Here is a 25,592-nt window from a genome sequence, read left to right as displayed (position 1 = left end):
TAACAGCTGATCCAAAATTAGGGCCTATCAGACCGCATTTCCCCATCTGTATCACCAACGGGTCGCCGATTTCATCACCTCTCACCCAGAGCAGCCTTTCGCCAGAAGATGATCAAAGGTCCGCTAAGCGCCGTTCGTGCCAGTACTCGCCATTTGAGAGTAGGTCGGCTTGGTCCGCAGAGCGGAAGTGAACCGATTTTCCGTTAGTGTCCGCTTATGTTGAAAGCAGCCGTTCAGGACCAAAACTTCGAATTCCCAGTCGTGAACGGCAGCTCAGCGCGTCAAAGCCGCCATCTGAGCAAAATGCTCGGATGACAGCTCTGAGCGGCGGACTCAACGGATCGCCGCAACACTTCACTTTGGAAGCAAGGATGGAGTGTTGGTATGGCTTATCGTCGTCGGATTTATTTTACGGAGAAACAGAAGGCAGAGATTTGGGATCGCTGGCAGCGCGGAGAGTCGATGAGCTCGATCGGTCGGTTGTTTGATCGAGGCTCGTCGTCGATCTATCCCCTGCTTGCGAGAACGGGTGGTATCTGGGACTCTTTGCTGAACTCATCGAGCAAGATGGTGATATCACGATGCCTGAGCTGAGTGCAGCCTTGTTTGACGCAACGCGCGTTCGGGCGCACCCCAACGCCATCGGCAAGTTCCTTCGCAAGTTGGGCTACACGTATAAAAAAAGTCACTGGTTGCCACCGAACGCCGCCGCGCCAAGGTAAAGCGACAGCGCAAAGACTGGTTCAAGCACCGCATTCCAGCCGTGTCGAAGCACCCGGAGCGCGTTGTCTTTATTCCCTCTCATCGCCGCAAGCGGCGACTGCCGGGCAGTGGATGAAACATCCGTGAAGACGAACCTGACGCGGCAGCGAGGATGGGCCCCTTGCGGAAAACGCCTGATCATGGACGCCCCGTTTGGCTCATGGGGCACCCAGACCTTTATAGCCGGACTGAGTGCTGAGACGATGATCGCCCCCTGGGTGATCAAAGGGGCCATGGATGGCGCGGCCTTCGCCGCTTACGTTGAAAAGGTGTTGGTGCCGGAACTCTCACCCGGAACCGTGGTCATTCTGGACAATCTCGCGACACACAAAAACGCCGAAGCGGAAAAGGCGATGCGCAGGGCAGGATGCTGGTTCTTGTTCCTGCCGCCCTACAGTCCCGATCTCAACTCTATCGAAATGACATTCTCCAAGCTCAAAGCACACCTGCGACGGATCGGCGCACGCACCTTCACCGACATGTTCAACGCAATCGCCGAAATCTGCGATCTCTACTCACCCGACGAGTGCTGGAATTACTTCACGGCTGCCGGATATGTCGCAGGTTAAAAGCGGGACGCTTTAATAGCAGCTTCCGACGAACGTCTGCTCGGAGCCCTCTTTGCCGAATGCTGCGCCGAGCACGAACTGGCGCTTTGCCGACAGATCGGACGGACAAGGTCTCTGCGTGTTGACCACTTGTAACGAAAATCAGAAGGTCGCGAAGTGACTTTCTGAAGACCGTATGCTCTTTAACTCGCGGTTGAAGCATGGTCCCGTGTGACCGCCCGGAAAGCGAAATAAATTCCGTACACATAGACCGCTATTCCGACAAGTTGCCCAGTAAGCCACACATCCTTGCCCGTCTCGTTATGGGCAAAATAGAAGTTGGGCCAGATCATGTTGCAAACGACGTAGCCTACTCCCGCATAAATTGCCGCACCGACAAGACCAACAACACATATCATGGGTGCCTTACTTTCGGTTCCAGAGATTGGCGCTGAAGTATCTGCGCGAGGCAGTACGCGATAGCAGAGCCCAATGACGGCCATTCCGAGGCCACCGGTTTTCAAGGCATATTCCATCAGAACCGCAGGACAACCCCACCACAGGGTCATGTTCTTCATAAAGGCATGACCAATGTCTCCAGCGACTGCGCCGTGAATGTAGTGGAGAATCGGGATGAACCCCGCCAGAAACCCTAGAACAAATAGCCCCAGACCCCATTGGATAAACTTCGACCCAAGTTCTATTGACGTTGAAGTACTACCAATTTCCATTGTGTTCATCGCATCAGTCATGTTTTGCCCCCGGCGTTTCTGTTCGCCTCAGGTATAGCTTGAAAAACGCAACTGGCCTTATCTTTTTCATAACTACCTCCAAGGAATGGTCAGAAGACGGTTGGGCTTGCAATCCTCCTCGACCCACGCGAACAATGCAATCTTTACGAAGTAGCCGGTTCGGGCTCTCACGGCCAATCGCCGCACCGACCACGGATGGCAGCTTCCAGTTGTACGAGGGCCGTAGCAACTGCGAAGTGTTTCGAGTGGCTCAACGGCGGGATTGAGCAGTTAGCGGTCGGCTAGCTGAGCCTGCTGACCGGCGGGTTTGTCCGCAACTCGGACAGTCGGCCAAAGAAAACGAATGACTGCAAACGCCCAAAGCTGACGCTCATGCACCTCGCAGCGAATGGCTGTTCTGAGCCCAAAGCAGCGGTCAATTATTTACAATTTGAGCACCGTGCAGCAGCCTAGGACAAGCTCAAACACAGGTAGGCAAATATATGTATTCATCTCGCGACTTCAGCTTCGCTAGGAACTTTGTCGCTATCATTCTTCTTATGATTGGTTCAGCCGCATCCTCGCAAAATGCCGTGTACGACATCGGCAACTACGTCAGCGATGTCGAGGCATCCCAGAAGTTCTACACAAGCGTTTTCGGGTTTGAAGTGGTTATGAGTTGGAACGAAATGGAGGTGAGCGAAGATGGCGTTGATTACAAAACCATTCCACACAAGGGCGTATACATGAGGGATGTCAACGGGACACATCTTGAGTTCATAGAAAGCGGAAACCCGGAAAACTACCGAGAGGTTCAAGAACCAATTAATCACTTCGCGATCCGTGTAGATGACGTTGAGCTAACCATTGCTCGCGCGATTGAGGCCGGAGCTAAATTAGCAATCCCAATCTCTCATATACGCATTGGCAGCCTAAACGTGAGGAGCGGGTTCGTTTTTGGTCCTGACGGAGAACGCATTCAACTCGTTGAAATTTTAGCGGAATAGAGAATGACGGCTTTGTTCTGCCGTTTCAACCGATCGCCGCAACACATTCATGGAACGTCTCTGCTGGTGAGAAGTAATGCAACGTTTTTCTCGGCCGCTCGTTGAGTTCACGAGCAACTGCGTCGAGATGTTCCTGGCTGTGCACTGAGCGCATTGGCGTGGATTGGTGGCACTGTAGCGATGGGAACGGTGGTTATTAGTGGCGCTGCGATTGCGGGCGCAGTTGCTGCACCCTTTGTGGTCAGGCCACTCACCAACAAGTACCTTCTGGGCCAAACGCGCAATCTCGACGAATTGTCCCAATCCGAAAAGCAACTGGTCGATGCATGTAGCGCATTGGCCATCGGGCTGCGACAGGCGGAAAAAGGAGAGTTGGACCTCGGCGCTAAGGAGGCAGCTGCCCTAAACGAAGACGCGCTTGCCCCGCTCGTGGAGAAAGCCTCTGAAGTACTCTTGGACTCACAAGAATGGCCAATCATGCAGCGCCGGTGGTACCGCAACGCTTTCACTGAATTGAGCTTTGTTCGCGGCTTTGCTAAACATAAGTCAACACTGGCAGAGCCGCTCATAGTTGGTGTCGGCTCAGCGCTCATTTTCAATCTTTTGTCTGATGGTCCACATGAATTTACTTTGGAGGAACAAGACATGCTGGATGCCATACGTCGGTCATCCACCGAATTGTCTGGCATGACCAACGAAGAGATCGCAGAACACGTTCAGGCGTTCTCACCGGCCCAACTGCAGGGCTTCAAAAACAACGTGAAAGGCATTGCGCATGAGCTGCAATTCGCAAGAGCCGAAAACAGCGATGGAGACGAGTTCCGCGTCGAATTGTTTGAGGCAACAAACCATCCCGGCGCAGACGTTCAAATCGTCAACATGGAAACAGGCGAAGTAAGAGAGTTCCAGCTTAAGGCCACCTCTTATGGAGCCTACGTTGAAGCACATTTTGCAAAGTACGAAGACACGCCAGCAATGACGACATCTGAGGTAGCCGACGAACACGGTTTTGCCTCCACTGGAATTTCCAATGAACAGCTTTCTCGCGATTTCGACAGCGCTACTGAAAAACTGACCTCAGATACAGAGCCAGAATTTCTGGAGGCTATCGCTTTTGCTGGGCTTGTATCACTGGCCAGAAACGTGCGGGTGCTTCTGAAGGGCGACACAATGAGTGATGATACCCGCAAAGCTGCCGTTAAACGCAGTATGCAAGCGGGCCTAATCGCTGGAATTACAGAGCTGATAATCTAAGCGATCCACCTCTTCTAGGCTCTGGACCCATAAAACGACCAAAAGCAGCCGTTCGATGCGAGGTGCTTTAACGACCGGGTTGCGGACAAAGCAGCCACTCAACGCAAGTTCGACCGTACCAATGAACGAAGACCACGAATGACAATCACAAGGACGTGGTTTTTTCTTTAGGACACGCTCGTAGTCAGAAAGAGAAGGTTGCACCAACCAGTGGTCCTGTTTGCATGACGTCATAGGCGAATGTCCCATCGGACCGTTCAGTCTCATAGTCGATTTGGTAGTGCCGCCATCCGAAACGAATAGAGGTTTTTTCCCAAGCTTGATAGGCGAAGCCCAGCGAAACACGCCAGTGGGAATTGACATTTTCGCCACCAAGGCCTGCGTCAGCCGCAGCAACCAAGAACCAGCGGTCCGAGAGCTCCCACGTGCCACGAGCGCCAACAACCACCTCGGTCCATGTTTCAGTCCCGCCAAGGGTAACACTTGGCCCTATAGTGGAAACGTCTGCCTCCTGCTTCAGTTCATTGTAGCGAAGCCCAGCTTGTAGATCGACAGAGTATCGGTGGCCATTGTTGCCATAAACCCCATTTGCAACTTTGTAACCGCCCAAAAATCCGATCCACGATTGCTTAACATCGAGGTCAACGTCAATGTTCCCAGCCGGAAGCGGGATGGATTGTTCGGTCCCTAGCTTTGCGTAGTTTGCATCGACTATGAAACCCCAGTTCCCCGTCCAACCTTCGTATTGTGCCGAGATACCGAAGTCTAAGAGTTCCAGCGCGTCTTGAAAATCGAAATCAAGATCAACGCTGGTATCAGCAATAGTCGACGTCCCGGTCAGCGATTGTGGAAGAAATCCGTAGACAGTCACGCCATGTCGCCAGTCTTCAGAAGTTGAGAGGGCCACGGGTTCGGCCTTTGTGACCGAGGGTAACACTACGCCGAAAACAGCGGCGATAAGAGCCAGAGTTTTCGGGGAGAAAAAGAAAGCAAGTTTCATCGCGTTCGGTCCTTCAATCGCGCAAGTTCTAGAAAAACCTGACCGGACTGTGCCGGTCAGGACACTTGATCGGGGGCCTCTTAATCCGACTTTCTAGTGAGTCCTTGAGCAAACAGGATGTTGTCCACGAGTTCCTTTGTTTCAGGCCGAAGGTTTTCAATTCCGCCATATAGTGGCCCATGCCCGGGAGGCATGTCAGGATAAAGCTCTTTCATGGCAAGATGGCGTTGGGCCATCAGACTGAAATTGGCGCCGAAACCTACGCCAATACGAATGGAATCCTGCGGCCGATCCTCACGCGGGTTCTTGTAGAGGTCATACATGGCAGCAAGGATGGGATTTCCGCCTGGAGGTGGCAAATGCATCTTGTACTGCTGCTTGACCAGCGATCTCAGCACAAACCCTTCGTAGACAAAAACAAAATCTCGACGCCCATGCGTTTCCCCTAGAAGCCAAAGCGCGGTTTGATCGACCCCGTCGATAATCCGGTCGCGTGGGATGCTCGCCTCGCCGTCACCCAGCCGCGCGAAGGTGGTGAAAAGATCAGAAACATGAGTGATATCTTTTACACGTGTCCCTTCCTCAATCATCCCGGGCCAGCGGACAAAAGCACTGACACGAACGCCACCCTCCAGATGCTCGGTCTTTCCGCCACGATAGATCCGGTCGGACTGGCCGCTCTTGTCGACGAACTCCATGAACGGGCCATTGTCTCCCATGATCACGATGATCGTATTGTCTGCTATTCCCAGTTCTTCGACCCGAGACAGGATTTCACCGATGTATCCATCGACTTTAACGATAGCTTCTGCGACCGGCCCACCGTTCAGAGTTTGCGCTTGTTCGATATCAGTCCTTGTAAAGCTGATCGGGAACAGCGGCCAGTACTGCAAAAAGAACGGCTTGTCCCCTTTGGCGAGATTTTCCAGTTGATCTAGAGTGCTCTGCTTGTAGCGCTGCCCCATGGCAACATAGTCGTCCTGCGAGAACTTCTGCCCCGGCTCCATGTGGACCTCTCGTATCGCTCCACCTTTTTCACCGACGGTTCCATAGACCATTGCATAAGGGTCGATGCGGAATGTGTCATCTAGCATCAGATCGGTCGAACGAAGTCTCAGATCGACACCATCAACATGTCCTTCGTTCAAAGCCGTCGAATTCATCAAGGCAAGTTGCGCCTGTTGGTGAATCGGGTGTTCGGCATAGTCGAAACCTTGGTTGATCGCATAGCTTTGTTCGATGTCACCCATGTGCCACTTGCCGATATGGGCCGTTGCGTAGCCATTTTCGCTCAGCACTTCGGCCAAGGTCACTTCGCGGTCCGCCAAACCTTCGCCCTCAGGCACCGCTTTGGCCTCATCGAAACCGGTCCGGACCGGGTGTCGCCCGGTCAACATGGCGACTCGAGTGGGTGTGCAAGACGGTTCGGTATACATCCGCATCATGGACATACCTTGGTTTGCGAAGTCCGTTATGTTTGGTGTCGAGTATCCACGTACCACGTCCAGATCTGGCATTCCGACTTCGCCAAACCCTACGTCATCCAGCAGAATGTACAGTATGTTTGGGGGCTTGCCGCCGTTCTTATCTCGGAACTCCGCCAGCTTGACGTCGATGTCTTTGTCTTCAACTGCCCAGCGATCTCCGTGCTGACGTTCCAGAATTCGATACTCGGCGTCTCGAATGATCGAGTCTTCTTGAGCCTGAGCTATGGTTGTCGACAAGACAAGAGCGACCCCGCAAACCGGTACTAGGAATTGATTTAGACTTCGCATTTTGGCTCCTCATATATTGCATTGTGAAACGGTGTTCGTGGAGCCTGAAAATCACCCGGGCGGTCCAAACTCTCTTGTGTGTTGTTCCGATTGTCCGGCTTTGCTCAGTCGGGTTCGAGCTTTGCCAAAATTTCCTTCTTCAACCCTGCAAGGCTACTATTGAAGGCATCGTTCCAAACATCCTCTAGAGAGGATTCGTATTGCCGGCTCGTCATCAAAAGTTCGAAATCTCTGCAAATCTCGTCAAGCTCAGCGTCCGTTTTTCGGCGCTTCTGAATTTTTTCTGCAAGTCCACCAAAATGCTTCTCGAATACTCGCATTTGCCTATCGAACCCATTCGCTCCCGCTAAGATCACATTACCTACCGCTGAAGCCAGTGGGAGTTTCACACGGTGAGAAAGGGGTAAAAATCCTTTCAATTTGACCGTTTATCAGTAGTCTTCTGGCATGGGTCCCAGGGAAACTACAGCCAACAAGCACCCGCATTGGTCGGGGCATCTGGAGTTGGAAGAAGTTCGTGAAGAACTCAATCGAGTGAAGTCCAGCGAACTTTTCACGGGCGCGAGTCGGCTCTCTGAATTGCTGGACTACATCGTGGAACAGAACCTTCTTGATCCCACACAAAAGCCGCTCGCCAAAACAATCGCCGAAGATGTCTACGGCAGACCTCCGGATCAAAATGGTGACAGCCATAACATCGTTCGGGTTGACGCCGGGCGTCTCAGGCGCCGGCTTGCACAGTATTTTGCCGGCCCGGGACGAGACGACCCAATCCATATTCATATCGATCCCGGCGGGTATGTACCTCGTTTCGAACTCAAGTATTCGTCGGACGCCCAAACTGAGGACGTTGCGACAGGCTTAGAACTCCATAGCAGATGGAAGAGCAGGCCATTTCAGATTGCCGTAAGCATCTTCGTGGCGCTTAGTGTCGGCTTGGGCTTGGGGGTCACGATCAGTTCTACGGGAGAAAACACGACCGACGTGTCCGGACAATTCGAGACTTCAAATGATCCCACGCTAGAGGCAGAAAGGCGCGCACATCTGGCGAAGTCGCCGTCTAGCCTTCAAGCGGTGACACTCTCAGATCAGGCGCGGAATTTGATTTTTCCCATGATTGAGCGGGCACAGCTTGAATTAGCTTTGGCGATGTTCCGTCATGCAATCGAGAAGGACGAATCCTACTTTGGTGGATATGCAGGTGCATCCCAGTGTTTGGCCGCTCTCGCGATTTTTGCACCAGACGGTCCGCAGCGTTCTGCGCTGCTCAAGGAGGCGCGACATTTGGCCAATCAAACCGAAGTTCTGTCACCTGCCAACTCGTGGACGCAATCGGCACTGTCCTGGGTTGACCTTGCCGAAGGTGATACAAAGCGAGCCATGGAGCACGCAGACATTGCCTTGGATCTTGCCCCTAAGGACGGCAACGTCCTGGATTTCTATGCAATGGTCATGCTGGCGACTGGCGACTTTGATGCAGCACTCGCCGCGTCGACGAGCGACCGTCCGCGGACATCGGGCTTAGGACGATTTGCAAACAAGAGCATCTATGGCGCTGCTAGCTTCCACGCAGGAAAATACGAGCAAGCCATCGACGCTCTCAACAACGCTACCCGCGCCGGAGACCCGATTTCAGCTCCCACTTTGATTTACCTCGCAGCAGCGAATGCGGCGCTCGGAAATCAAGCAGAGGCCTTGGCCTTGGAGGCAGACTTGAAGCAAAACTGGCCGACAATTGACACTATCACTCTTTTGGATCGCCTTTATGTGAATCCAGAGCAGGTTCGCGCCTTAACTGATCACCTAAGTACCATACCACAAAGGTGAGCTTTGGGCTCGACTCGGTCATTCGAGCAATTTTGTCGGATAACGGCTAAGCGCCTTTTAGCAGTCGTTTGGACGAGGAAAACCGAAGTTTCTGCCTCGAACGGCCGCTTCGGGCGAGAGCAGACACTGGCAGAAAACACGGCTATGACCGAGATGCGGACGGACCCGACTTTTGCTCAAGCAGCCATTGCTGACGCAGTATTCGTTCGCGGGAGCAGCACGAATAACGCTGCGTTGCAACTAACGTCGCCAGAACGGTCATTCTCGGCCGCGGTGAAGCGCGGGTCAAAAGCCGCCTCTTTACTGCAACCAAGGTCGAACATTTACCATTGCACAGGCAAGACCGATGGCGTCGACCGAGCCGCCTTGCAAATCTGGCACTAAATGATCTCAGGCGTTAAATCCTATCGTCAAAACGCTAGGGATGAAGTCACGCCATCGCCGCGTTTGGCGATGTTGATTTAGCACAGCCTGAAAGAAAATGTGTCATTGGAACTGAATGCAGTACCGAGGAAACTGTGCAGCCAACAATGTTAGTTCGACGCTTTAAGCCTCGGTCAGGTGTTTCCTGACAGTTGGATCGATCTTATTGCTCTGGATTGGGTATATACCACAAGCGGTTATAGCCTCGCGCGCTGATACACGCTCGTGCAAGCGTTTCCAGATTGTTTTGGCTGCGTAGGGATGCGGGTAAGGGCGCCATGCGACGCCCATAGTCATTCCTCGCAGATACTTCAATTGTTGACGGTGCGCCGAGTACAGGATCGTATTGGCAACGCTGCCTTCGCGCGCGAGCTCGTGTTCAGTCACAAATATCCTGTTTCCCCGCATTGTCACCAAGCCAGCATAGCGCGAAATCTGATGCGTGCTTTTGTCTGGGGATGTGGCAATTTCCCGAGAGCGGATCGTGATAAGCCCTTCAACTTCCTGGATGCGTATTAGCGAGCAGAAGATCTTTCCTTCCCAAGAGGGCGTGCAAAAATATGAATGGTAGAAACCTACGTAACGTCTGAGGTTTTTCTGTTGATCCAGAAAGGGATCCAGAAACGCATCTGTGGGTGTTTTGCCAATTTGTGGCAGGACACCCTTTAGCATGCGTTCAAAGCTTGTTGTTTCCGCGAAGAGTTCAGCCTCGGTCAGATCGAAATGGCGTGCAATGCGGCGCATGTTGTGGGCCGAAGGCAGGCTAGAGCCATTCAGGTAACGGTTGAACTGCTGTCTGTTGACGCCGATATCGCGGCAAATCTGCGAAATACTGCCGTGTTCTGCACATAAAGACTTTAGGTTTGCAGAAAAATTCTCTGACACAGGTAAAACCTTTCGCGTTCTGACGCTATCTCGCGACAAATAGCATTAATTCACGCAAGATCGCACAATTTGTTTTCCCTGCAAACTGGTTTCTTCTTCAGCATCAGCTCGCAACAAACAAGCCCGCAAATGCCATTTGAAACCATCGAAAACACATGGATCACACTTCCTGATGGGCGGAGGCTTGCTGCGCGTCTTTGGTTACCTGACACCGGTCCAGCCGCGGCTATTCTGGAATACCTGCCTTACCGCAAACGTGACGGCACTGCGCCACGAGATGAAACGACACACACGACTTTTGCCGAGGCAGGCTATGTCTGCATCCGCGTTGACATAGCTGGCACCGGGGACAGCGAAGGGCAATTCGACGATGAGTACTCTGAGCAGGAACTGCATGATGGTGAGGAAGTCATAGCCTGGATCGCCGCGCAGGATTGGTGTGACGGCCATATCGGGATGATCGGGATATCGTGGGGCGGATTTAACGGCTTGCAGCTAGCCTTTCGACAACCACCAGCATTAAAGGCCGTCGTCAGCGTCGCCTCGACCGTGGATCGCTATTCGGATGACATCCATTTTATGGGCGGGTGCCTGCTGAGTGACAACATGAATTGGGGCGGCCAAATGTTTGCCTACCTGACCCGACCCGCTGATCCGGACCTTCGTGCAGATTGGCGTGAGGATTGGCTAACCCGACTGCAAAGCGTCCCATTTTCTGCTGCGGATTGGCTGCGCCATCAGACACGTGACGCGTTTTGGAAACATGGCTCGGTTTGCGAGGATTGGTCTGCGATCCAAACGCCTGTTTTGGCTATCACTGGATGGGCAGATGCTTATGTCAATGCGCCCACGGCATTGGCAGCCAACCTAGCCGTGCCTACCAAAGCCGTCATTGGGCCTTGGGAACACCGCTATCCTCATATCTCGAAACTCGATCCTGCAGACTTTCACTCCGAAGTGATCGGCTGGTTTGACCGCTGGCTGAAAGGACAGGAAAATGGGGCCGAGGACTTGCCTGCGTACAGGACTTACATGCAGGAACACTTCAATCCGAAGGCGCACAACTCTGCTCGGCAAGGTCGTTGGATTGCGGAAACCACGTGGCCGTCGCCGCATGTGTCTGAACAGGCTTGGCATTTGGCGCAAGGGGGGTTTTCCCGGGAACCGGCTACAGGCACGGTCGCTGTCACATCACCCAGCCATGTCGGTAGGGAAGGCGGATATTTCTGTGCGGGCATGCGGATCGACAATGAACTTGCAGGGGATCAGGCAAGGGATGATGCCCTGTCGGTTTGTTTTGACAGCGCGCCGCTGCAGGCCCCGCTGGAGCTGCTGGGCCGAGCAAAGCTGAAGTTTAGGTTTTCGGTAGATCGACCTGTTGCTCAACTTGTCGCGCGGTTATGCGATGTCTCGCCCGTAGGTGTATCGCAGCGCATCAGCTATCGTCCACTGAACCTGTGCCACTACCGCAGCCATGAAACGCCCGAAAGTCTGCGGCCGGGTGAAATCTATGAAGCCGAAATTGTTCTGAACGAATGCGCGCATTATTTGCGCGAGGGTCACGTGTTGCGACTGGCGCTGTCGACGTCATACTGGCCGATCGTCTGGCCAGCACCGCACTCGGCCGAGGTGACAATGCACTTGCAGGATTGCACCTTGCATTTGCCGGTGCGGGAAGTCACACATGAGGTTCAAGCCTCTGAACCTGGCCCGGCACAGAACTATCCAGTTCTTGCCGGTGAACAATTGCGTCCACCATCCGCGCAATCCGAACGCACCGTGACCAAGAATGGTCAGGTGGTTCTGGAGACATTTGATGACTACGGAAAATCGCGCGACCCGTATCATGATCTGATTGTCGGCAGTGACGTTCGTATGCGCTACTGCATTCACCCCGATGACCCGACAACCGCACATTTCGAGACCGCTTGGAGTTTTTCGTTCGAGCGCGAAGATTGGCAAGTCGCCATCTCAACCGAATGCCGGATGACCTGCGACGCGCAAAATTTCTATCTCTACCGCAAACTACGCGCCACTGAAGGTGCAGATGAAATCGAAGTTTTGACGAAGGAATGGTCCGAAACCGTTCCGCGCGGACTTCTTTAACTTAATCCAAGGGAGGATACTATGAAGATCGAATGGACAAAGGCCAATGTAGGTCGGCGGAGGTTCCTGAAAGGTGCAACCGCGCTTGGGGCCGCCACGGCGCTTCCGATGGGATGGGCGAACCGTGCGTTTGCGGCAGATGACGGCGTGCTGCGGGTGCGGGCCTATGGAGATGCGCAGAACATGGATCCGGCCCATTCCGTTGGTGTCGTTGAAGAAGAGGTTCATGCCTCGATCTACAACAAGCTGATTCAGTACAAACCAGGCGAGGAATGGGGCTGGCAGATGGATGCCGCCACGATGATCGAGCAGGTTGATCCGACCCATATCAAGTTCGCATTGCGTGATGATATCGGGTTCACCAATGGATTTGGCGCCATGACCGCCGAGGACGTCAAGTTCAGCATGGAACGGATCGTGGACGACGCAACCGACAGTCCGAACAAACCCGACCTGGGGCCATTCAGCCATGTTGAGGTCACCGGAGAACGTGAAGGAACGATCGTTCTGAACAGCCCGTTTGCACCGATCTGGTCGATTGCCCTGCCGTATATCACTGGCAACATTGTCTCGAAAGCAGCGGTCGAAGCCGCCGGCGGCCGGATCGGCGCTGATCCGGTTGCGGAATCCGGTCCTTACCTGCGCGACAGCTGGTCGCCCAAGGAAAAGACTGTTCTTAAGCGCAACCCCGACTGGAAAGGGGACGCGCCCACTTGGGACACCGTCGAGATCTATCCGATTGACGATGAAAACACTGCCGAGATTGCGTTCGAGGCGGGTGAACTGGATGTAACCCGCGTGTCGCTGGGCTCGGTCGAGCGTTACCGCGCCGGGGTTCCCAATGGTGGATCGCTGGTCGAAAAACCCTCGCTTTATTATGTCTGGATGGGCATGAACGTCGAGCATCCAAAGCTGCAAAATCAAAAACTGCGGCAGGCGATTCAGCACGCGGTGGATGTACCCAGCATTCTGGAGGCCGCATATTTTGGTGCTGCCGAACCAGCGACCGGCATCATCGCACCGGGTCTTGCTGGGCATCGGTCCTCTTCGCTGGTGCCACCGGCGGCGGATTTTGAGAAGGCGGCACAGCTGCTGGCGGAATCCGGTGAAACCAATGTCACGCTGACCCTCGACACGCTGAACAAAACGACCTTCACGACAACGGCTCAGATCATTCAGGCGACGCTCGCGCAAATTGGGATCACGGTTGAAGTCAACGTTCTGGAATCCGGTGCATTCTGGGCGTCCGGCGACAATGAAAACCTGCAGCTCGTTTTGAACCGTTTTTCGATGACCCCAGATCCGTATTATGCAACGTCGTGGTTCACGCCTGAACAGATCGGAAAATGGAACTGGGAACGCTTTAACAGCCCTGAATTCAACGAGATTCACGAAACTGCGGCTGCGGAAACGGATATCGCAAAGCGGGCGGAAATGTATCAGCGCGCGCAGGATCTAATGGAAGAAAGCGGCGCCTATCGCTTCATCACCCATGAGGCAACTCCGGTTATTCACAGCGCTCGCGTCATTCCTGCATTGCGGCCAGATGGCCTGTCGTTGCTTCGCTATTTCGGCAAGGCGACCTGACCTCTCCAGGTCGACCGGGTACGGCGGGCGCGTAACGCTCGCCGTGCCAAATTGAACGCCATCAAGCCATAAGGAGCCAGTTGGCCATGCTGAATTTCGCAACCCGTCGCTTCGGGCTGTCGCTGCTCATCTTGTTCGTGGCGGTCACCGTCATGTTCCTGATGATCCGCGCCGTGCCTGGCGATCCGGTCCAGATCATGCTGGGCCCGCGTGCCACGCCCGAACTTCAGGCCCAACTCACAGCGGCGCTGGGGCTTGATCAACCGATCTGGAAACAGCTTTTGATCTTCTATGGAAATCTTTTGCAAGGTGACCTGGGAACCGATGTATTTTCGGGGCGTTCCGTGACGGACATCGTGTTCCAGCAATTGCCGTTCACGCTGGAACTGATTTTTGCGTCAATCTTGTGGTCTGCAAGCCTGGGCATCGCACTTGGTGCCTATGCGGCGGCGCATCCCAACACGCTGATCGACCGGATCACCGCCGCAATATCCGTCAGCTTCGTGGCTGCCCCGGCCTTTGTTGTCGCGCTTTTGGCGCTGCTGGTATTCGCCGTGCATCTGCAATGGTTTCCCGCAATCGGTGCCGGAGAGGGGTTCTGGGACCGCCTCGACCATCTGGTTCTGCCCGCCTTTGCCATCGGGCTAAGCTGGGTTGGCTACATTGCCCGGTTGGTACGCGCCTCGATGCTCGAGGTTATGGGCGAAAGCCATGTGCGCACGGCGCGCGCCTTTGGCATCGCCGAGCGTCGCGTGGTCATGGTTTATGCACTGCGGATCGCCATTCTGCCGGTCGTTACGGTGATCGGGGTAGGGATGGGCTTTCTTCTCAGCTCCGCCGTTTTTGCTGAAATCGTCTTTGCCCGTCCGGGTTTGGGTAAGTTGGTTATCGATAGCATTACCACCCGAAACTACCCGATTGTTATGGGCTCCGTCCTTATATCAACGGCGTTGTTCGTGGTGTCGACCGCATTGGCAGATCTGATCAATGCGTTGCTCGATCCGCGTGCACGTACGGCTAACTGAGGGGAGAGAGTCATGAAAAAATCTCGTTCCGAACTTGGCCAAATCATAGTCGGCGTCGCCCGCGACCCGCTTGGTCTTATGGGCTTGATCATCGTCGGTGCCATCGTGTTCTGTGCCATCTTCGCCTATTGGATTGTACCCTATGATCCGATTGCGATGGATATCAAATCCCGCTTGCAAGGACCGTCCGCCGCACATCTGCTGGGTACAGACCAATTGGGGCGCGATACGTTTTCGCGGGTCATCGCGGGGGGGCAAGTTGCGCTCAAGGTGGCATTGCCCGCCGTGTTCGGCGCTATGGCGATTGGCCTGACGCTGGGCATGATTGCCGGGTATGGGCCCAAGTGGCTTGATAACCTTCTGATGCTGTTCTTCGATACCATCCGATCTTTTCCAACGGTGATGTTTGCGCTTGCCGTTGTGGCCCTGATCGGACCCAGCCTGCAAACCGTGGTCTTCGTCGTCATGGCGACTTCGATCCCAACCTACGGTCGCGTCGCGCGAACCCAGACACTGACGTTGCGCAACTCTGAATTCATTCTGGCAGAGCGGTCGATGGGGGCCAGCATGGCGCGCATTCTTGGCGTGCATATGCTGCCTAATATCATTGGCGTTCTCGCTGTGTTGGCGGCCATGGATATCCCCACGGTTATCGCTTTGGAGGCGGGCCTGTCCTTTTTGGGGCTGGGTGTGAAACCTCCGACGCCCAGCTGGGGTGCTTTGCTTAAGGATGGCTATTCTCTGATCCGTCAAACGCCGTGGCTGGTGGTGGGTGGGGGCTTGCCGATCATTCTGGCAACGCTTGGATTCACGTTCCTGGGTGAAAGCCTGCGCGATGTGGTTGACCCGAAACTGAGGAAGCAACGATGACCGACACACTATTGGAAATCGACCACCTTAGCGTCGACTACGAAACAGGCCGTGGTGACCTCAAGGCTCTGAGAGACATCACATTCGACGTTAACAAAGGCGAAATAGTTGGCATTGTTGGGGAATCCGGTTGCGGTAAGTCCACTCTGATCTCGTCCATCCTGCGTTTGACAGCGCCTAATACGCGGTTCCGCGAAGGTGAGATCAGGTTCAAAGGGCAGGATTTGCTGCAATCATCGGAACGACATATGCGCGACCTGCGCGGGGCGGACATTTCCATCGTCTTTCAAGACCCGATGCAAACGCACAATCCGGTTCTGACCATTGGGCAGCAGATGCTGGATATTCAGCACCGCTCCAAACAGTCAAAAGCGGACAAGCTGGCCCACGCCGCCAAAATGCTGGGCGCTGTTGGCATCCCTGATCCCGAGGCGCGCCTAAAGCAATACCCGCATGAATTCTCGGGCGGAATGCGCCAACGGATCGCTATCGCAATGGCATTGATGTCAGAGCCTGACCTTCTGATCGCGGATGAGCCGACCACAGCGCTGGACGCAACGCTTGAGGTGCAGATCATCGAACGTCTGCAAGAGCTGCAGCGCGAGTTTCACTGTGCCATCCTGTTCATCTCGCACCATCTGGGCGTGATTGCGGAACTCTGTGACCGGGTGGTGGTGATGTATGCCGGCGCAGTTGTCGAAAGCGGCGAAGTGCGTGAGATTTTTCATAACCCAAAACACCCCTACACACGTCGCCTGATCGAATGTGATCCCGGTCATATCAAAGAACGCGCGCGTGTGTTGCCGACCATTCCCGGTGAAGTGCCTGATCTGGCCAACCTACCGGGTGGCTGCATCTTCCGGGATCGTTGTGATCAAGCCATGGCTCGGTGCGCCACCCAAGTGCCGCCGTTGGATCAATTGAAAAAAGGCCATCACGCCGCATGCTGGCTGAACCACGAGGAGGTCACAACATGAGCTTGCTGAACGTCGTGGACCTTAAAACCAGCTATGGCCCGGTCAATGTATTGGCGGGTGTCAGCTTTACCGTGCAACCCGGCGAGACTTACGCGCTGGTTGGCGAAAGCGGTTCTGGCAAAACGACTGTTATTCGCGCCATTGCGGGTCTTGCGCCTGCGCAAGACGGCTCAGTCACTTTTGAGGGCCAGGAAATTCGCGGCGCGCCGGAACGTGTCATGCGCCCGCTGCGCAAAGACATGGCAATGATGTTTCAGGATCCGGTGGGAAGCCTGTCGCCGCGTCTGACAATCCGCAGCCTGATCACTGAGCCTTACCGTATTCAGGGTATGAAAGACAAAGATCTGGATGCAGAAGCCAAGCGACTGCTGGAAATGGTCAATCTGCCCACGCATTTCGCAGACCGCTATCCCTACCAGTTGTCGGGTGGGCAAGCGCGGCGAGTAGGCGTGGCCCGAGCGCTGGCGTTGGAGCCAAAATTGATCCTCGCGGATGAGCCGACCGCAGGCCTCGACGTGTCGGTGCAGGGTGAGCTTTTGAATCTGCTCAACGATCTACGCGAACGGCTGGGTCTGGCGATGGTAATCATCACCCATAACCTCAGCGTTGTACGCCACGTGGCCGACAGAATGGGCATCATGTATCTGGGCCGGTTGGTAGAAGAAGGCACAACCGAGACAATTTTCAAAGATCCGCGCCACCCCTACACCCGCTGCCTGTTAAGCGCCAACCCAGAGCCGGATCCGGATGCGCGGTTGGAACGGATCGCCCTAAAAGGTGAACCCCCCAGCCTGCTTAAACGCCCCTCTGGATGTGAATTCCGTGAACGCTGTCCTTTTGCCAAGGATATCTGCACCCAGACCCCGGAATGGGAAGTGGACGGCGGCCACGGGCTGCGTTGTCTGGCGCCGTTGTCGTAGTAGGAAATCCAATGCAAAGTACACTTTTCTTCAACGGCACAATCCTGACTATGGATGCGCAGAATTCTTCGCCGGAGGCAGTTCTGACCGAAGGAGACAGGATTAAGGACGTTGGAACCGAGGCCGATCTGCGCGCTTGCATGCCTCCGGATACTCAGGAACGCAACCTGCAGGGTCGTACTCTGATGCCCGCGTTTATCGACCCACACGGGCATTTTCCGGATCCGGGGTTTATCCGTCTGTTCCGTGTTAACCTGTCGTCACCTCCGTTAGGAGATTGTAGCCAAATGGCGCAGGCGCTGGACAAGCTGCGAGAGAAGGCCGACGCAACGCCCGAGGGCGAATGGGTCATGGGGGTGTCGTTCGACAATACGTCCATACTCGAGGGTCGAATGCCGACACGGGCCGAGTTGGACGCTGTTTCACAACGCCATCCGATTTGGGTTATTCATGCGTCCGGACACAATGGTGCAGCAAATTCGCTTGCGCTTGAGAGGCGCGGAGTAAACCGTCAAACCCCCGACCCGGAAGGCGGCCGTTTTGGCCGTGACCCCGAAACCGGAGCCCTGACCGGATTGATCGAAGGGCTATCGGCTATGGGTGAAATGGGCGACACGGACTTCCTGATCGACCGCGAAAGATTTTGGCAGGGCTTTGACGCTTGTCGTGACGAATACCTGTCGCACGGCGTGACCTATGCCCAAAATGCGTGGGCGTCGCAAACCATGTTGGACCACTTTGCCAGCCTGCCGGCAGATCAGGATCCGGGAATTGACATCGAGTTGCTACCCGTTGGAAACTTGGAGCCAGAGCTAAGTACGCAATGGATCGGCACGCATTGGCCAGGCAATCCGCATTTCACACTGGGCCCGCGCAAACTGTTCACTGATGGCGCCTTTCAGTTGCAAACCGCGTATTTGTCTGCCCCGTATTTCAAGCCGGCCAATCCGGATCACCCTTGTGGGATGGTGTATACCTCGCAAGAACAGTTGGATGCCGACGTCAGCAAGCTTCATAGCCAAGGTTTCCAGATTCATTGCCACTGCAATGGTGATGCCGGTGCAGAGATGTTCATAGATGCGGTGGAAAAGGCACTTATAGTGCACCCACGCCAAGATCATCGTCACACTATTATCCACGGCCAAGCCCTGCGGGACGACCAACTAGAGCGTATGGTTCAGCTTGGACTTACTGTCAGCTTCTTTCCCGCTCATGTGTTTTTTTGGGGGGATCGCCACTACGACACCTTCTTGGGGCCTGAGCGGTCTGAGCGGATATCGCCGGCGGCGTCGGCAGACCGGTATGGCGTGCGATACACGATCCACAATGACGCCTCGGTCACTCCGACGCGCCCGATCCATCTGGCCCATTGCGCAGTAAATCGAAGAACCGTTTCAGATCGCGTGCTGGGTGAGGGTCAAAAAATCAACGTTCTGTCGGCTCTGCGTGCACAGACCATCAACGCCGCTTGGCAGGTATTCAAGGAGGGCCAACGCGGATCAATCGAACCAGGTAAAGTTGCGGACTTTGCTGTTCTTTCGCGCAATCCACTGCACGAACCGGACCGCCTGACAGATACACGGGTGCTCGAAACAATTCGCAACGGCCAAAGTGTATTTGCCGCCGCAGATACCGAACAAGAAACCGAGCACACGAAATGACAAACAAGCGAATTGTGATCGCAGGGTTTCAGCATGAAACCAACTGTTTTGGTGTGACAAAAGCCGGTCTGCACGAGTTTGAAATGGCGGATTCCTGGCCAGGTATGTTGCACGATGGACGGGTTATCTCGGGAACCGAGGGCATGAACCTTCCTATCGCTGGTTTTGCCGCAGCAGCAAAGGTGGTGGGGTTTGAGGTCTTTCCGGTACTGTGGTGCTCTGCCGAGCCATCCGCCCATGTAACGGATCATGCGTTCGAAACGATTTGTGCGATGATGTTGAGCGGAATTCGGGACGCAGGGCACATTGATGGCGTCTACCTAGATCTCCATGGGGCGATGGTCACCGAAAGCCTTGCTGACGGTGAAGGAGAAATTCTGCGTCGTGTACGTGAAGCCGTCGGTCCCGAAGTTCCAGTGATCGCAAGTTTGGATCTGCATGCCAATGTTTCCGCCGAGATGGTCGAACAGGCAGACTACCTGTCTATTTTTAGAACCTATCCTCATTTGGATATGGCTGAAACGGGCGCACGATGCGTTCCTGTCCTGCAGCGCTTGTTAGCGGGCGAAACACTATACAAGGCGTTCCAAACGGTGCCTTATCTTGTCCCCTTGCATGCACAGCATACAGGTTCTGCGCCGTTCAACGAAATTTATCAAATGCCGGCAAGTTTTGAACAGCAGGAAATCCTGGCTGAAATTGCTCTTGGTTTCACAGCGGCGGACTTCCCCGACACCGGCCCGTCTTGCGTTGTCTACGCATCCAAAGCCGAGAAAGCCGCCGCTGTCGCTGAAGAAATCGTCAACGTGTTTATGTCCCGGGAAGTCGATCTCGATTGCTCGATGTTATCTTTGGAGGAAGCTGTTTTGACATGTCGTCAAAGGCGGGAAAAACCCGTTGTCCTCGCAGATGTCCAAGACAACGCTGGTGCCGGTGGGACCTCAGATACTACAGGGTTGCTGGCGGCACTGATTGAGGGCGGGACGAAAAATGCATTGATGGGTTTGTTCCACGATCCGGAAAGTGCAAAGCAAGCTCATGAAGCCGGTGAAGGTGCATTGGTCAAACTGGCCATCGGCGCAAAGTCCGACTTGGCGGGAAATGTTCCGGTCAAAGCCGAGTTTGAAGTTCTGGCTTTGGGGGACGGCACTTGCCGCTATATCGGCGAAATGTATGGCGGTAGTGTAGCAACACTGGGCAAGACGGCAGCGCTGCGTCTGGTTGGACACGAGGCCGAGATTGATCTCATCGTCACAAGCATACGTAACCAATGTCTGGATCGCGCACATTTCACGCACATCGGGCTGAATCCGACGCGTTATTCGGTGATTTGTGTCAAGAGCACCACACACTTTCGAGCAGACTTCGAACCGATTGCAGGAGATATATTTCCGGTCTCTTCGCCAGGTGCTTTTCTCTGCGACCTGGAAAAAGTTCCTTACAACTGTATAACCAGAAGGTTGCCCTACACTGGCGGCGCTTCATTTAGCCAACACAAAGATATAGGCCCATTGAATTCTGAACATCCCATTCAATACCTGCGAGACACATATGACACGTCAGGTGATGACATCACGGCAGACTCTGTCGCGCTTCGGGTGTCTTATAAGTTCTAGCTGAAGCCCTTCGAGATTCTCAAAATAGCGGGGGACACTGCCGGCTAGGTCCCCCCAAAGAAATTCAATGTATAGTGAGTTTTTTGCGAGGCATTTGGCAAGACAGGTTCGTATTCCGGTCGAAGTCTGCTTTGAATGGCAAAACTCCCTCTGTCAGAGTGGTGGGTCCTGGAGTTGAACAGATGGACATAGCGCGGTTTTCCGAACGCCTCATGGGCATGAAAGACGAGATTTGGCTGCGACATGCAAACCCCTGGTCTGTCTGGACCCGTGTGCTGACACCGTTACCATTGCTAGCCTTGGCGATCTGGAGTCGGGAATGGATAGACAATTGGGCATGGGTCGCGGTGGGGGCTGGTCTGGGTTTGGGTCAACCCACGCGCTTTTTCGCAACCCGAGACCTTCGACAGTTGGTCGGCGCAAGGCGTATTGGGCGAGCGTGTCTGGTTGCGAAACCGCGATAAGATTGCGGTTCATCATAAACGCGTCGCAAATGCGCTTGCCTTCGCCAGTGGTACGGGTCTGCTGCCGTTTGCTTACGGCCTTTGGGCGTTCGACCTGGGGTTCACATGCCTTGGCATTGTTGTGATCTCGGGCGGAAAGATGTGGTTTGTGGACCGTATGGGGTGGGTCTGGAGCGATTTTCTGCGTGATGGTGGATCGATGGACGACTTAAAGAGCAGGAGCTGAGCACCGGCAACCTGATAGAAACAAGCTTCCCTCACAAAGCGATATGGGCAGACAAAGGATTTGGACCGCGACTACTTCAGAGGCGATGTCAGCGGTATTCGGCCGCGGCATACACGGGATTACTTAGGACATTTCAGATCAACGGTCTTTGCTCTTTATCCTTAGGAAACTATTCTGCCACGATGGAACACGTTGCTCAGCTTGCCGACTGGATGATGAACGAGGGACGCCGCTCGAACGATCCTGTTAGAATCGTGTCACATTTTTGCACTTCACTAATTGAGGCGGGTGTACCGCTATGGCGTGTCAATATTGGCCAGCGGTTCGCCAACCCTTTGCTTATTGCTTGGGGGGTTGTCTGGACACCTGAGGAAACTGAGAGCTACGACGTGACCCATGCTCGTATGCTCACAGATGGTTATGTTGGCAGCTCATTCGAGTACATTCTGGAGAACAGGCGTCCACTGCACAAAAGTCTTCGCGGCCTTGATCCGGAAACAGATCACATCTCTTACCTTGAGTTCGCTGAACTTGGCGGCACGGATTACTATGCGACACTGCTTTACTACGGGGACAGTTCCCTGCACGGATGTACATTCGTCACTCGGTCCAAGGATGGGTTTTCGCCCCGACATCTGGAGATGATCGAGGCTGCGTTGCCAGCACTGTCTTCGGCCATGGAGCCGATCACCATGCGCAAGTCGTCCAGGAGCCTGTTGCGCACATATCTTGGAAATGGACCGTCCGAAGCCATCTACAACGGGACGATCAAACGCGGTGAGCGCACCTCCCTGGAAGCTGTCGTTATGTTCTCTGACCTTCGTGGTTTTACTGCGCTGACGGATACCGCAGATGAGGAGAACGTTTTCGATGCGCTGGATGGTTATTTCGACCTGATCGTTCAGGCTGTTGAGGATAACGGAGGGGACGTTCTCAAATTCATGGGTGATGGAGTTTTGTCTGTTTTTACGATTGACGCACCCCGAGATCGCGCGCACCAGTGCTGTCAGTCTGTGCGTGCAGCGCAAGACGCACTCGCCGGTCTTGCCGCGTTAGACAAGAGCCGCATTGAGCAGGGAAAACCGCCGTTGGACATCGGAATTGGCATCAATGTAGGGCAGGTTAGCTACGGCAATATTGGTAGCCCCGGCAGGCTCGACTTCACAGTATTGGGTGGTGCGGTCAATGTTGCGAGTAGGGTTGAAGGCTTAACCAAATCATTGGGACACAGAGTGCTGACGACAACCGCCGTCGCAGAAGCCGCCCCAGAACTTTTTTCCAAATGCGGTGTCCATAGTATTCGCGGCATTACGGGCGCAATCGAGTTGTTCCATCTTATCGAGTAAGGTCGGACACTCGACGTCATGACTTTGGCGGATAGGCCCAGGCACTTATCTTTCCACGCCTGCCCCTCAAGACATGCTCCCCGGCAGGCTCCAACCTTTCAACCAATGATTTACCAGGATCGTCGGTCGGACGTATCCCCTGAATCACGGAATCGCTGGCCACCAATGAGCATTCAAGCGTTCTCGTAAGTTGCTCAAGCCTGCTTGCGACGTTCACTGTGTCACCAATAACGCTGTATTCGAGGCGGCGTTGATTTCCGATGTCACCAGAAACAACAGGCCCGTAGTGGATACCAATCCCAATCCGCACCTGAGGAAACCCCGCAGCCTTTCTTTCGCGGTTCCAATCATCCAATGAATCTAGCATGTCAAATGCGCATTGAAGCGCGTCTCTGGCATCTTGCCCACCAGGTTCCGGCGTACCGAAAGTCGCCATAAGCCCGTCGCCGAGATACTTATCAAGTGTCCCGCCGTTCTCAAAAACTGCCTTACCCAGACGATCATGATACCTTCGCAGGAAAGAAACGACCTCTCCAGGCGTGTCGTTCTCGCACATCGTCGTGAATCCAATGATGTCGACGAACATGACTGCGACTTCTTGTTCACGTGCTTCTCCCAAATTATCTTCAGAACTCGCGAGACGATCCACGACGTTTGGCGAGAAATAGCGAGCAAGATTGGTGCGTGACCTTTCCGAGCGAATTCGGCTTTCGACGAGCCAACGTGACCGGCGTACCAATGCTGCAAGGCCTGCGGTCACCAGCAAGCATACGAGTATTTCTTGCACCCAAAACCCAAGAAAAATGAAGTTGGGATCAGAACGAGCCAACAACAAATCCTCAATCGTTCGCTCGGTTAAATCAAGGTTTGTGAAGGCGCCGGGCTGGTTCACAAACCAAACCAGCATTCCTGTGCGCGCAGCAACAATACATAGACCACACCAGAGAACCAGACTTGGGCGGAAGCTGAATGCAGCCTGCATCAGGAACAAATAGAAATAAGTAAACTGGCTTCCATTCATCAGGATCGCAGGTGGTAAGTCGTGCTCGGTAAAAGGGTTCTGAATACTGGAGATGAGGGCCAGCAAAGCACAGTCGACCGCCACGAAGGCATATTTCAGTACCCTGGCGTGCGCGCTATACTTCGCGAAATAGTATTGCATGATGCCTAGGATCGCGAATACAGCAACTTGGGACACATCGTAGAGAAAGCTAATCCCGCGGCTTTGTGTGTCGACCGCAACCCAGAGCAAAACGATACATAGCGCGAAGGTTCGAACCTTCGCGGCGAGCATGAGGCCGTTTCGTTCAGCTTCGTTAAAACTGTCTTCACTGCGACGAGCAAGTCTGTCGTCGAGCCGTACTTCAACTGAATGATCAACCGTTTCGGATTTCAGTAGACGCGCCAAACCAGTTTCCTCCAATCGCAAACAGCTTAGCGGTCTTTAGCTGGGTCTAGAAGTTGCGTAGTACCGTCGAATTGGCGTCGAGATCAGTCATCACAAGACAAAATGGCATGTTCGTAGAAACGCTACTGGTTTCAAGCGCCCCTGGACAGCGCGATTGCAATAGCCAGCCAGAATCCCGAGCGTATAGTCATTGCTCCAACAGTTCGCCATTCAAAGGGCGTGCCACCAAGGGCCATTGTTATCAAAACCAAGAACACCAGAGCTGTACAAATGCCGACTACCCAGGCAATTCGCCGCGCCCAAACTGCGGATTTATAAAGTGCGACAGCACCAACAACATAAACGAACCCCGCAAGGAAATTGAACCAAAGCACTATTGGGACCGCGTCCCCGGCTGCGGATTTCACCGCTGAACCACCCAACAACACCATCCCCCCGGAAAAAATGGTCAGGAGACCAAAGAGTGCAGCGATTGTTGCGGCCGGGCGCATCCAGGGCGGGGACTGAGCTATCATTATTATCTCAGGAGTTCGGTTAAATATCGTGATGCAACCAGCCTACTTCATCGCACGGGTTACAGCTTGATCAATGTCAATTTGGTCACTCAGCCATTTGGTTGTGTCTGGAAGAAAATGATCTCTCATACCCTTTCAGCCACACTCTTGAGCCTCCCCATTTGAATGGGCCCACCGTTAAGATTAGGAAACGGAGGACCAAGAATGGCAAACAAGCGACCGAAGCCGGAAGAAATTGTCTCGAAGTTGCGGCAGGTTGAAGTTCTGATGGGGCAAGGGATGCCGCGTCTGGATGCGATCAGACAGATCGGCGTTGTGGAGCAAACCTATTACCGCTGGCGCAAGCAATATGGCGGAATGGGTGTAGACCAATTGAAGGAACTTAGGCGGCTTCAGAAGGAAAATGAGCGGCTCAGGCGTGCGGTATCAGACCTGACGCTCGACAAGCTTATCCTGACGGAAGCATCGAAGGGAAACTTCTAAGCCCCTCTCGTCGCCGTGCTTGCGTCGCTCATGTTCGCAGCCAGTTCAAAGTTTCCGAGCGCCGTGCATGCCGCGTACTGGGACAGCACCGATCCACGCAAAGGCGTATTCCACGGGGCCGACCCGATGAAGAACAGCTGGTGGCCGACATGATCGAGCTTGCCAGGCAGTATGGT

At 54.2% G+C, this 25,592-nt stretch carries 22 protein-coding genes and 3 pseudogenes; 17 read left to right on the top strand and 8 right to left on the bottom strand.

The features are described 5' to 3' along the window. Positions 1–384: 384 nt before the first annotated feature. Positions 385–537, top strand: a pseudogene (locus RUA4292_RS24335) (IS30 family transposase); the annotation flags it as partial. Between the two features lie 293 nt (positions 538–830). After that, the gene (locus RUA4292_RS01920; RefSeq protein WP_158506895.1) at positions 831–1,331 is read left to right on the top strand and encodes an IS630 family transposase; all 501 of its coding nucleotides are present in this window, start codon (positions 831–833) and stop codon (positions 1,329–1,331) included. 182 nt (positions 1,332–1,513) lie between these two features. Here the strand turns inward: RUA4292_RS01920 and RUA4292_RS01915 are convergent, their stop codons facing one another. Beyond that, entirely contained in the window at positions 1,514–2,062 is a 549-nt protein-coding gene (locus RUA4292_RS01915) for a hypothetical protein (RefSeq protein ID WP_145974819.1), read from the bottom strand. A gap of 539 nt (positions 2,063–2,601) precedes the next feature. Here RUA4292_RS01915 and RUA4292_RS01910 point away from each other — a divergent pair. After that, positions 2,602–3,048, top strand: coding sequence for a VOC family protein (locus tag RUA4292_RS01910; RefSeq protein WP_158506893.1), 447 nt, complete (start codon positions 2,602–2,604; stop codon positions 3,046–3,048). A gap of 25 nt (positions 3,049–3,073) precedes the next feature. Here the strand turns inward: RUA4292_RS01910 and RUA4292_RS25070 are convergent. Continuing rightward, a pseudogene (locus RUA4292_RS25070) lies at positions 3,074–3,196 on the bottom strand (IS30 family transposase); the annotation flags it as partial. 5 nt (positions 3,197–3,201) lie between these two features. Between RUA4292_RS25070 and RUA4292_RS01905 the strand changes: the two are divergent. After that, entirely contained in the window at positions 3,202–4,302 is a 1,101-nt protein-coding gene (locus RUA4292_RS01905; RefSeq protein ID WP_145974818.1) for a hypothetical protein, read from the top strand. Between the two features lie 184 nt (positions 4,303–4,486). On the opposite strand, the gene RUA4292_RS01900 is transcribed toward RUA4292_RS01905, so the two are convergent. From RUA4292_RS01900 to RUA4292_RS01890, 3 genes are all read right to left on the bottom strand, one after another. Further along, the gene (locus RUA4292_RS01900; protein ID WP_058276065.1) at positions 4,487–5,302 is read right to left on the bottom strand and encodes a hypothetical protein; all 816 of its coding nucleotides are present in this window, start codon (positions 5,300–5,302) and stop codon (positions 4,487–4,489) included. An 80-nt stretch (positions 5,303–5,382) separates the two neighbouring features. Further along, on the bottom strand, positions 5,383–7,026 hold the full coding sequence (locus RUA4292_RS01895) for a sulfatase-like hydrolase/transferase (protein WP_233493304.1): 1,644 nt from the start codon (positions 7,024–7,026) through the stop codon (positions 5,383–5,385). 155 nt (positions 7,027–7,181) lie between these two features. Then, positions 7,182–7,466 carry a hypothetical protein gene (locus RUA4292_RS01890; RefSeq protein WP_058276063.1) on the bottom strand — a complete coding sequence of 95 codons (285 nt, stop codon included), beginning with the start codon at positions 7,464–7,466 and terminating at the stop codon, positions 7,182–7,184. Positions 7,467–7,581: 115 nt separating this feature from the next. Between RUA4292_RS01890 and RUA4292_RS01885 the strand changes: the two genes are divergently transcribed. Beyond that, positions 7,582–8,904 carry a tetratricopeptide repeat protein gene (locus RUA4292_RS01885; RefSeq protein ID WP_145974816.1) on the top strand — a complete coding sequence of 441 codons (1,323 nt, stop codon included), beginning with the start codon at positions 7,582–7,584 and terminating at the stop codon, positions 8,902–8,904. Between the two features lie 546 nt (positions 8,905–9,450). Here RUA4292_RS01885 and RUA4292_RS01875 read toward each other — a convergent pair. Beyond that, positions 9,451–10,212, bottom strand: coding sequence for a helix-turn-helix transcriptional regulator (locus tag RUA4292_RS01875; protein ID WP_058272938.1), 762 nt, complete (start codon positions 10,210–10,212; stop codon positions 9,451–9,453). A 129-nt stretch (positions 10,213–10,341) separates the two neighbouring features. Here RUA4292_RS01875 and RUA4292_RS01870 point away from each other — a divergent pair, with 129 nt between their 5' ends. From RUA4292_RS01870 to RUA4292_RS01825, 11 genes are all read left to right on the top strand, one after another. Next, positions 10,342–12,318: a CocE/NonD family hydrolase gene (locus tag RUA4292_RS01870; protein ID WP_058276080.1), complete on the top strand. Its 1,977-nt coding sequence runs from the start codon at positions 10,342–10,344 to the stop codon at positions 12,316–12,318. A gap of 21 nt (positions 12,319–12,339) precedes the next feature. Then, positions 12,340–13,905 carry an ABC transporter substrate-binding protein gene (locus RUA4292_RS01865; protein WP_058272939.1) on the top strand — a complete coding sequence of 522 codons (1,566 nt, stop codon included), beginning with the start codon at positions 12,340–12,342 and terminating at the stop codon, positions 13,903–13,905. A gap of 86 nt (positions 13,906–13,991) precedes the next feature. Further along, on the top strand, positions 13,992–14,930 hold the full coding sequence (locus RUA4292_RS01860) for an ABC transporter permease (protein ID WP_058272940.1): 939 nt from the start codon (positions 13,992–13,994) through the stop codon (positions 14,928–14,930). Positions 14,931–14,942: 12 nt separating this feature from the next. Continuing rightward, a complete protein-coding gene (locus RUA4292_RS01855) occupies positions 14,943–15,800 on the top strand; it encodes an ABC transporter permease (RefSeq protein ID WP_058272941.1) in 858 nt (285 codons plus the stop codon). After that, positions 15,797–16,777, top strand: a complete 981-nt coding sequence (locus tag RUA4292_RS01850; RefSeq protein WP_058272942.1) for an ABC transporter ATP-binding protein — start codon at positions 15,797–15,799, stop codon at positions 16,775–16,777. The genes RUA4292_RS01855 and RUA4292_RS01850 overlap by 4 nt, the downstream gene beginning before the upstream one ends. After that, entirely contained in the window at positions 16,774–17,697 is a 924-nt protein-coding gene (locus tag RUA4292_RS01845; RefSeq protein WP_058273060.1) for an oligopeptide/dipeptide ABC transporter ATP-binding protein, read from the top strand. Before RUA4292_RS01850 ends, RUA4292_RS01845 begins: the two co-directional genes overlap by 4 nt. 11 nt (positions 17,698–17,708) lie before the next feature. Beyond that, positions 17,709–19,358, top strand: coding sequence for an amidohydrolase (locus tag RUA4292_RS01840; protein ID WP_058272943.1), 1,650 nt, complete (start codon positions 17,709–17,711; stop codon positions 19,356–19,358). A 14-nt stretch (positions 19,359–19,372) separates the two neighbouring features. Further along, entirely contained in the window at positions 19,373–20,974 is a 1,602-nt protein-coding gene (locus RUA4292_RS01835; RefSeq protein WP_233493302.1) for a M81 family metallopeptidase, read from the top strand. Positions 20,975–21,156: 182 nt separating this feature from the next. After that, positions 21,157–21,438, top strand: a complete 282-nt coding sequence (locus RUA4292_RS25745) for a DUF6653 family protein (RefSeq protein WP_503167694.1) — start codon at positions 21,157–21,159, stop codon at positions 21,436–21,438. Beyond that, positions 21,329–21,664 carry a DUF6653 family protein gene (locus tag RUA4292_RS25520; RefSeq protein ID WP_503167695.1) on the top strand — a complete coding sequence of 112 codons (336 nt, stop codon included), beginning with the start codon at positions 21,329–21,331 and terminating at the stop codon, positions 21,662–21,664. Before RUA4292_RS25745 ends, RUA4292_RS25520 begins: the two co-directional genes overlap by 110 nt. Positions 21,665–21,879: 215 nt before the next feature. Then, positions 21,880–23,010, top strand: a complete 1,131-nt coding sequence (locus RUA4292_RS01825) for an adenylate/guanylate cyclase domain-containing protein (RefSeq protein WP_233493300.1) — start codon at positions 21,880–21,882, stop codon at positions 23,008–23,010. A 16-nt stretch (positions 23,011–23,026) separates the two neighbouring features. On the opposite strand, the gene RUA4292_RS01820 is transcribed toward RUA4292_RS01825, so the two are convergent. Together RUA4292_RS01820 and RUA4292_RS01815 are read right to left on the bottom strand one after the other, a co-directional pair. Beyond that, the gene (locus RUA4292_RS01820; protein ID WP_145974815.1) at positions 23,027–24,418 is read right to left on the bottom strand and encodes an adenylate/guanylate cyclase domain-containing protein; all 1,392 of its coding nucleotides are present in this window, start codon (positions 24,416–24,418) and stop codon (positions 23,027–23,029) included. Positions 24,419–24,549: 131 nt separating this feature from the next. After that, positions 24,550–24,933 (bottom strand): hypothetical protein, encoded by a 384-nt coding sequence (locus RUA4292_RS01815; protein WP_058272946.1) that lies wholly within the window; start codon positions 24,931–24,933, stop codon positions 24,550–24,552. Between the two features lie 204 nt (positions 24,934–25,137). Between RUA4292_RS01815 and RUA4292_RS23770 the strand changes: the two are divergent. Next, positions 25,138–25,592, top strand: a pseudogene (locus tag RUA4292_RS23770) (transposase); the annotation flags it as partial.

It is taken from the genome of Ruegeria atlantica (assembly GCF_001458195.1).
Taxonomy (GTDB): Bacteria; Pseudomonadota; Alphaproteobacteria; order Rhodobacterales; family Rhodobacteraceae; genus Ruegeria; species Ruegeria atlantica.
This window is presented reverse-complemented; position numbering and strand designations above follow the sequence as displayed.